Below are 2,522 nucleotides of genomic sequence, written 5' to 3'. Positions count from 1 at the left end.
CTGCTGGCGTTCGTCGTTGCGATGATCCTGCTCTTCGTGGTCGGCGGCGCCTAAGCCGCACAACGAAGCGAAAGCGCGGTAAATGCCTCAAATATCCCAGATCTCCGAGATCTTCGCGTCGCAGCTGTTCTGGCTGATCGTGTCGTTCGGGCTCATCTACGCGGTCATCGGCCGCGGGATGCTCCCGAAGATCGAGGCGACGGTCGACCAGCGCGACCGCCGCATCTCGGACGATCTCGCCGCCGCGGAGCGCGCCCGCGCCGAGGCGGACCAGCGGGAGGAGGCGTATCGCGCCCAGGTCGAGGCGAACCGCGCCGAGGGCCTCAAGGTCACTCAGGCGGCCAAGCAGGCGGCTGCCTTGGAGACCGAGCAGCGCGTGAAGGCCGCCGATGCGGAGATCGGCGCGCGCGTCGGAACCGCCGAGGCTGAGATCCGGCGCGCCGCCGAGGCCGCCTTCGCGGAGCTCGACGCGGTTGCCGCCGAGGCTGCCCAGGAGATGGTCGCGAAGCTTGCCGGCACTAACGTGTCCCGCGAGCAGGCGGCTGCAGCGGTTCGGGAGGAACTGGCTCATGGCTGATCCGGCCAACAGCGCGGCCGTGGAGCGTGATCTCCAGGCTCAGTCTACCAAGGGCGAGCACGGCGCAATGCCGCACGGCGGCGAGGATGCGATCGCGTCTACCGCGGCGGACGGCGGCCACGGGGAAGCGCCGCATGCCGATCCCGCAGCGCTTGGCCTCAACGCCACCGCATGGGTTGCGCTGGCGATGCTGGTCGTCATCGCGCTGATGCTGTGGAAGAAGGTGCCGGCCGCGATCGGCGGCGCCCTCGACAAGAAGATCGCGGGCATCCGGGAGCAGCTCGAGGAGGCCTCCCGCCTCCGCGCCGAAGCCGAAGCGCTTCGCGCCGAATATGAAGCCAAGTCGGCGGGCGCCGCAGCCGAGGCCCAGACCATCCTCGATCGCGCGCGTCACGAAGCCGAGGCGATCGTGCAGCAGGCGAAGCTCGACAGCGCCGCCCTCGTCGAGCGCCGCCAGCGCATGGCCGAGGACAAGATCGCCGCCGCCGAGCGCAGCGCAGTCGCCGAAGTCCGCGCCCGCGCGGTCACCGCCGCCGCCGCCGCCGCCGCCCGCCTGATCGCCGAGCAGCACGACGCCAATGCCGACCGGGCGATGGTCGATCAGACCATCGCCGGCCTCGGCCGCACGCATTGACGGGTCTCCCCTCCCTGGAAGGGAGGGGTCGGGGTGGGTGAGGCAGCCGAGCGAGCTTGATGCCCGCGAGGATGCCTGCTCGGCCATCGGCTCCGGTTCAGCCGATGTGCCCCGCCGACCGCCCTTCCAAAATAGGATTTCATCTGCTTCATACTCAGCGATGAGATTCCCCGCCAAACTCGCGAACGAATCGACCCTGACTGAAGGCGCTCGGGCAGGACACCCCCCGCGCTTCCATGTGACATTCGTGACATTCGTGACCTTCGGAGCGCGGCTGGCTTATCCGCCCGCCGCTTCCTAAATCCCTCCCGTGACCGACACGACCTCCGACCGCTTCAACGAGGAAAAATCCGCCTACACGGTGCGCGGGTCCGATCAGCCGGACATCGACGCCGGTGTTGCGGCCATCCGCCAGGTGGTGAAGACGCTGCCGGTGCGCCCGGGCGTCTATCGGATGCTCGATGCGCGCGGCGAGGTGCTCTACGTCGGCAAGGCGCGGGCGCTGAGGAACCGCGTCACCAACTACACCCAGGTCTCGCGCCTGACGAAGCGGCTGCAGCGGATGGTGGCGCAGACCCGCTCGATGCTGATCGTCACCACCAATACCGAGGCGGAGGCGCTGCTGCTCGAGGCGCAGCTGATCAAGCGTTACCGGCCGCCCTACAACGTCCTCCTCCGCGACGATAAGAGCTTCCCGTTCATCCTCCTGCGCGAGGACCATCCCTATCCGCGGGTCCAGCTCCATCGCGGGGCGCGGCGGGCGAAGGGGCAATATTACGGGCCGTTCGCAAGCACCGGCTCGGTCCGCACCACCCTGACGGCACTGCAGAAGCTGTTCCTGCTCCGGAGCTGCACCGACAGCTTCTTCGCCAACCGCGCGCGCCCGTGCCTGCTCTACCAGATCAAGCGCTGCTCAGCGCCCTGCGTGGAGCGGATCGACAAGGCGGGCTATGCCGAGCTCATCCAGGACGCGAAGGACTTCCTCGGCGGCCGCTCGACGAAGGTGCAGGCGAAGCTCGGCGGGCTGATGAACCAGGCGGCCGAAGCGATGGATTTCGAGCTGGCCGCGGTCTACCGCGACCGCCTCCGTGCGCTCACCTACATCCAGGGCACACAGACCATCCACGCGGAGGGGCTCGGGGACGCCGACATCTTCGCACTCGCCTGCAAGGGCGGCACGATGTGCATCCAGGCCTTCTTCATCCGCGGCGGCCAGAATTGGGGCCATCGCAGCTTCTTCCCGGCGCACACCAGCGATGTGCCCGAGGACGAGGTTCTGTCGAGCTTCCTCACCCAATTCTACGAGGAGGT

3 protein-coding genes are annotated in these 2,522 nt (G+C 68.4%); all 3 read left to right on the top strand.

Translation table 11 applies throughout. The features are described 5' to 3' along the window. The first annotated feature begins 82 nt into the window (after nucleotides 1-82). The gene (locus tag VF662_RS15485; protein WP_464142846.1) at nucleotides 83-577 is read left to right on the top strand and encodes a F0F1 ATP synthase subunit B family protein; all 495 of its coding nucleotides are present in this window, start codon (nucleotides 83-85) and stop codon (nucleotides 575-577) included. Between the two features lie 67 nt (nucleotides 578-644). Next, complete coding sequence (locus tag VF662_RS15480; protein WP_464142847.1) at nucleotides 645-1,211, top strand: F0F1 ATP synthase subunit B family protein; 567 nt, start codon at nucleotides 645-647, stop codon at nucleotides 1,209-1,211. Between the two features lie 310 nt (nucleotides 1,212-1,521). Further along, nucleotides 1,522-2,522: excinuclease ABC subunit UvrC (gene uvrC / locus VF662_RS15475; protein ID WP_464142845.1), on the top strand; the 1,001-nt coding region annotated here is incomplete at its 3' end.

This window comes from Allosphingosinicella sp. (genome assembly GCF_036387215.1).
Taxonomy (GTDB): domain Bacteria; phylum Pseudomonadota; class Alphaproteobacteria; order Sphingomonadales; family Sphingomonadaceae; genus Allosphingosinicella.
The sequence above is the reverse complement of the archived record's forward strand: the minus strand, read 5'-3'. Positions and strand labels throughout refer to the sequence as shown.

Bases quoted from the DNA above. Each gene is read 5' to 3' on its own strand.
- VF662_RS15485 (WP_464142846.1), top strand. From the start codon at position 83: ATGCCTCAAATATCCCAGATCTCCGAGATCTTCGCGTCGCAGCTGTTC.
- VF662_RS15480 (WP_464142847.1), top strand. From the start codon at position 645: ATGCCGCACGGCGGCGAGGATGCGATCGCGTCTACCGCGGCGGACGGC.